The 5,118-nt window shown below is 35.3% G+C and carries 6 protein-coding genes; all 6 read left to right on the top strand.

Going from position 1 to position 5,118, the window contains the following annotated elements; all coding sequences use genetic code 11:
* Positions 1–219 precede the first annotated feature (219 nt).
* Positions 220–1,848: an acyl-CoA carboxylase subunit beta gene (locus H601_RS0112750; protein WP_026711861.1), complete on the top strand. Its 1,629-nt coding sequence runs from the start codon at positions 220–222 to the stop codon at positions 1,846–1,848.
* A gap of 224 nt (positions 1,849–2,072) precedes the next feature.
* A complete protein-coding gene (locus H601_RS0112745) occupies positions 2,073–2,771 on the top strand; it encodes a hypothetical protein (RefSeq protein WP_026711860.1) in 699 nt (232 codons plus the stop codon).
* A 202-nt stretch (positions 2,772–2,973) separates the two neighbouring features.
* The gene (parS, locus tag H601_RS0112740) at positions 2,974–3,474 is read left to right on the top strand and encodes a type II RES/Xre toxin-antitoxin system antitoxin (RefSeq protein ID WP_026711859.1); all 501 of its coding nucleotides are present in this window, start codon (positions 2,974–2,976) and stop codon (positions 3,472–3,474) included.
* Positions 3,474–3,944 carry an RES family NAD+ phosphorylase gene (locus tag H601_RS0112735; RefSeq protein ID WP_026711858.1) on the top strand — a complete coding sequence of 157 codons (471 nt, stop codon included), beginning with the start codon at positions 3,474–3,476 and terminating at the stop codon, positions 3,942–3,944. The genes parS and H601_RS0112735 overlap by 1 nt, the downstream gene beginning before the upstream one ends.
* 199 nt (positions 3,945–4,143) lie before the next feature.
* Complete coding sequence (locus tag H601_RS16710) at positions 4,144–4,746, top strand: immunity protein Imm33 domain-containing protein (protein WP_051220752.1); 603 nt, start codon at positions 4,144–4,146, stop codon at positions 4,744–4,746.
* 77 nt (positions 4,747–4,823) lie between these two features.
* Positions 4,824–5,118 (top strand): transposase (locus tag H601_RS0112725; RefSeq protein ID WP_026711856.1); only part of this gene is annotated, 295 nt, incomplete at its 3' end.

Raw genomic sequence — 5,118 nt, 5'->3', positions numbered from 1 at the left:
GACTCAAAATCGAATTGTTCGCTCATAATAAATCAAATTTAAAAAATTCATCCTTCTATTTTTTATATTTGACACAGTTTATTGAGCATACTCTTAAATAGATTTAACCCACAGGAGAAATCTTAAAACTCCCCACTCCCTCTCCCCTCTCAAAAAAACAAATTTCTTACTTCTAAAACGTTTTCGTATTTTAGCGTCCAAATAAAAAACGGGTACTCCATGGATTTAAACTTCAACAAAAACGAAGACCACAATAAACTTTTATTAGCCGAATTAAAACGTCGTTTTGCTCAAGTGAAATTGGGCGGTGGCGAAAAAAGAATCGAAAAACTGCATGCCGAAGGCAAAATGACCGCTCGGGAACGCATTGATTATTTGTTGGATGAAAAAGCCAAAAGCATTGAAATCGGTGGATTTGCCGGTGAAGGAATGTACAAGGAACACGGCGGTTGTCCATCCGGTGGTGTAGTCGTGAAAATTGGGTACATTAAAGGAAAACAGTGTATTGTGGTGGCCAATGATGCTACCGTTAAAGCCGGTGCCTGGTTTCCGATTACAGGAAAAAAGAATTTACGGGCACAGGAAATAGCCATTGAAAACCGTTTGCCTATCATTTATTTAGTGGACAGTGCCGGGGTGTATTTGCCCATGCAAGACGAGATATTTCCGGACAAAGAACATTTCGGACGCATTTTCAGAAACAATGCCATCATGAGCAGTATGGGCATTACGCAAATTGCCGCTGTCATGGGCAGTTGTGTGGCCGGTGGAGCCTATTTACCGATTATGAGTGACGAAGCCATGATTGTCGATAAAACCGGAAGCATCTTCTTAGCCGGAAGTTATTTGGTGAAAGCTGCGATTGGCGAAAATATTGACAATGAAACCTTGGGCGGAGCTACAACGCACTGCGAAATTTCAGGCGTAACGGATTATAAAGCCAAAGACGATAAAGATGCGTTAGACCGTATCAAAAGCATTGTAGGTAAAATTGGCGACTATGATAAAGCCGGATTCAACCGTGAGAAAGCGTCCAAACCTGCGTTGAAAGAAACAGATATTTATGGTATTCTTCCGAAATCAAGAGCGGACCAATATGACATGATGGAAATCATCAAACGTTTAGTCGATAATTCAGAAATGGACTTATACAAAGACGGTTACGGACAATCCATCATTACTTGTTATGCCCGTATTGATGGTTGGGCGGTGGGCATTGTAGCCAATCAACGCACCGTTTCCAAAACCAAAAAGGGAGAAATCCAATTTGGGGGTGTGATTTATTCCGATTCGGCGGATAAGGCGACACGTTTTATTGCGAATTGCAACCAAAAGAAAATTCCGTTGGTCTTTTTGCAAGACGTGACCGGGTTTATGGTAGGCAGCAAATCAGAGCATGGTGGTATCATTAAAGACGGAGCTAAAATGGTGAATGCCGTTTCCAATTCAGTCGTACCCAAATTTACGATTGTGGTGGGTAATTCGTATGGTGCGGGTAATTATGCCATGTGTGGAAAAGCCTACGACCCACGCTTAATTGCAGCATGGCCGAGTGCCGAACTAGCGGTAATGGGTGGCACACAAGCCGCCAAAGTTTTGATGCAAATTGAGGCTTCTTCTTTGAAAGCCAAAGGCGAAGTTGTAGATGAAGCCAAAGAAAAAGAACTATTCGACAAAATCAAAGCCCGTTACGACGAGCAAGTTTCGCCGTATTATGCCGCTTCTCGTTTGTGGACCGATGCCATTATTGATCCTTTAGAAACCCGAACTTGGATATCCATGGGGATTGAAGCGGCGAACCACGCTCCTATTGAAAAGAAATTTAATTTGGGTGTGATTCAGGTGTAGTGTGAAAAATGTATCTCTTATCTTGCTTTGGATTTAATTGTTTGCAAATACGCTGAAAACAGCATTTTTCAATAACAAAACGACAGCTGATTTTTATGAGAAGTTAAAAAGTTGTTTAAATTTGAGGATATTTACTGGTTGGCGGCAACTTTATGAGACACTACATAACGACAATATTAATCCTGACTTTTAACTTGTGTTTTTCACAGACACGACTTGATACTATGATTGCTCAAATACGACAATCAAATTTTGGTTCAGTTTATCAGGTCAAAGACAGTATCGTGAATTATCAGAAAGAAGCTATTCCTAAACTTATTGAATTACTAAAGGACACATCTTTCATAAAACTTAAAAACACGGCTGACTTAATTTATCCAGGAGCAGAAAAATTCTATGGTCATGGTTGGATTGTAAATTATGACATTGACTGGGTTTCAGTTCGGGCAGCTTGGTTGTTGGAAGAAATTACATTTCAAAATTTTGGCTATCGTGACATTACAATTAATGAAGACAAGCTAATGAGTTTGCATAAACAGAATTACACTTCGTATTTACAAACTGGTAGTCACGACATTGACTTTAAAGATAAAACCCCACGAAAGCAACTTATTCTGTATCGGTTGATGCTTGCAGACAGCGTTTCAAAATGGTGGGACAAGAACAAAAACACTTGGACACGGTTTAATGCACTCAAAGAAGCACTTTCTAGTGTTGACGAGCAACGGCAGAGTTTAGCATTACATTACTTGCGTTTTGACAAAACAATTTGTGACGGACTGACAATTGAAAAATATAAAGTTGAATTAAAACCATTAGTTCAAAAAATTAAGCAAAGTGAAAATGGCGAAGCTGACCAAGCAAAATACCTACTTGACGACAATGAATATTATTGGTTCAAATCAAAGAAAAGCAACCGCTAACAACCCTGCTCTCCTAAGTCTTCTTTTATAGCTCATACTCATAAAACAGCAATTTTTCAATAACAAAACAACATCTGATTTTTATGAGAAGTTGAAAAAGTTGAATAAATTTTAGGATATTTACTAGTTAGCACTTATTTTTTTGATAATATTAGCATATGTAGCAAAATTGTTGTATGTTTACAACACATACGCTTTAATTATGAAAAAAGAAGTTAAACAAAAGAAAACATTTGATCCAAAAGAAAGTATTGGTCGAGCCAAAGCTGTTAGAATATCATCTGCCAAATGGAGATTGGAATCAGAAGGTCATGAGTATGTTTGGACATCAAGACTTGATAGAGTTGGCATAATAAGAGCAGGAATTCCCTATGCTTCAATTGAAGTTATAAGTAAGAGAATCAATATCCCTGTAAAAGAGTTTTTGCATGTTTTTGGGTTACCTCAGACAACTTATAACAAAAAAAGAAGAGAAAAATCATTACTTAATGGAAGAGACAGTGAAATTATTTTACTTCTTACTGAATTAGTGGATTTTGGGATAGAAGTTTTTAATAATGAAGAAGAAAAATTCCAACGTTGGATGAAAAAACAAAATATCTCTTTAGGAGGCAATTCTCCAGAAAGCTTACTAGATTCTACTACTGGAATACAAGAAGTCAAAAATTGTCTAAACAGAATTGAATACGGAAATCTCGCCTAATGAAAGTATATAGAATTGAAAGAGAAAAATATTTAGACAAAACATTACAAGGAGTTGGAGCTGCTTTAACCGAAGGATATAGATGGAATAGTTTAAACACTTATCTTGTTTACACAGCTGAATCTCGTGCACTTGCAACGCTCGAAGTTTCTGTACATCTTGATTTTATAGAAGATTTACCAACAGATAGATTTTATGTTGAAATAGAAATTCCAGACGAAATAGAAATATTAGAATTGTCAATTGAGCAGCTACCTGAAAATTGGGATTCTAAACCACCAATACTTGAGACACAATTCATTGGAGATGATTTTGTTTCTCAAAAAAATGCTGCCGTGTTAAAAGTTCCAAGTGCTATTGTTCCTCCTGAATTTAATTATCTAATAAATCCAAATCATCCTGATTCAAAAAAAATAAAAGTAATTTCTATCCAGAGATTAGAATTTGACAGCAGATTTAAACAAAAATAAAAAAGTGCTAATCGAGTAGACTGCCCTGCCAGAAGCAAGCCCCCCTAAGTCTTCTTTGAGATAGCACAAGCTCATAAAACAGCAATTCTTCAATAATAAAACGACAGCTGATATTTATGAGAAGTTGAAAAAGTTGCATAAATTTGAGGATATTTATTGGTTGTGCGTCACTTTCGAACAACAGAAAACTGAATTCAAAATGAATATTGAAAGAAAAGAATTAATCGAACTTTGTGATAAATTTCTAAAAAATGAAATTGACAAAACTGAATTAGAATTTTTTGCTTTTAATGCAATAATGTCTGACGAAATTGATTGGGAAGAAAATGACCCTGTAATTTCTGATACAATATTTGATTGGAACAATGAAATAATAAATTTTCCAATAAATGTTGAGAATATGAAACTTTGGAAAAAAAGATTGGAAACAAATATTGATGAATTAATGGAATATAACTTTTGGAATTTCCATTTTGAAAAGCAAAAAGAGATTTGTAAAAATTATAATTCTAAATGGAAACCAATTAATGAAAAGTCAATAATTGGAATATCAGAAAACTTAAATCTTGAAAAACTAAACGGATTAAGACACAAGATAGAAATAGGTAAAGTTAGCTGGTATATTTGGAGTGGAGAATACTCAGAAGATAAAGATTTTTTTAAACCCATCTGTGCAGAACATTTACTTAAACGAAATCCAAAAATAATAAAGTATTTAGGTTTAGATGAAGGATTTAGATTTTTAATAACTGAAAGTGGATACGAAGACGTTTGGTTTGATGAAAAATTATTGGAAATATAAAAAGAAAAAAGAGTATGCTCAATAAACTGTGTCAAATATAAAAAATAGAAGGATGAATTTTTTAAATTTGATTTATTATGAGCGAACAATTCGATTTTGAGTCTTTCTCTAAGTCAGCTATAGAGAAATTAAAGCAAGGTAAACCCTTGACAGGTGCAGATGGTGTTTTTACACCGCTTTTAAAAATGATTTTAGAAGCTTCACTTGAGAGTGAAATAACAGATCACGTCCAAGAGACTAAATCAGAAAAAAATAGGCGTAACGGTAAAGCAAAGAAAACAATTACCAGTGGTTTAGGAAGTTTTGAATTAGAAACACCCAGAGACCGTAATGGTAGCTTTGAACCACAGACGGTTCCTAAGCGTCAGGTTA

The organism is Flavobacterium filum DSM 17961 (assembly GCF_000425465.1).
Lineage (GTDB): Bacteria > Bacteroidota > Bacteroidia > Flavobacteriales > Flavobacteriaceae > Flavobacterium > Flavobacterium filum.
This window is presented reverse-complemented; position numbering and strand designations above follow the sequence as displayed.

Bases quoted from the DNA above. Each gene is read 5' to 3' on its own strand.
- H601_RS16710 (WP_051220752.1), top strand. From the start codon at position 4,144: ATGAATATTGAAAGAAAAGAATTAATCGAACTTTGTGATAAATTTCTA.
- parS (WP_026711859.1), top strand. From the start codon at position 2,974: ATGAAAAAAGAAGTTAAACAAAAGAAAACATTTGATCCAAAAGAAAGT.
- H601_RS0112735 (WP_026711858.1), top strand. From the start codon at position 3,474: ATGAAAGTATATAGAATTGAAAGAGAAAAATATTTAGACAAAACATTA.
- H601_RS0112750 (WP_026711861.1), top strand. From the start codon at position 220: ATGGATTTAAACTTCAACAAAAACGAAGACCACAATAAACTTTTATTA.
- H601_RS0112745 (WP_026711860.1), top strand. From the start codon at position 2,073: ATGATTGCTCAAATACGACAATCAAATTTTGGTTCAGTTTATCAGGTC.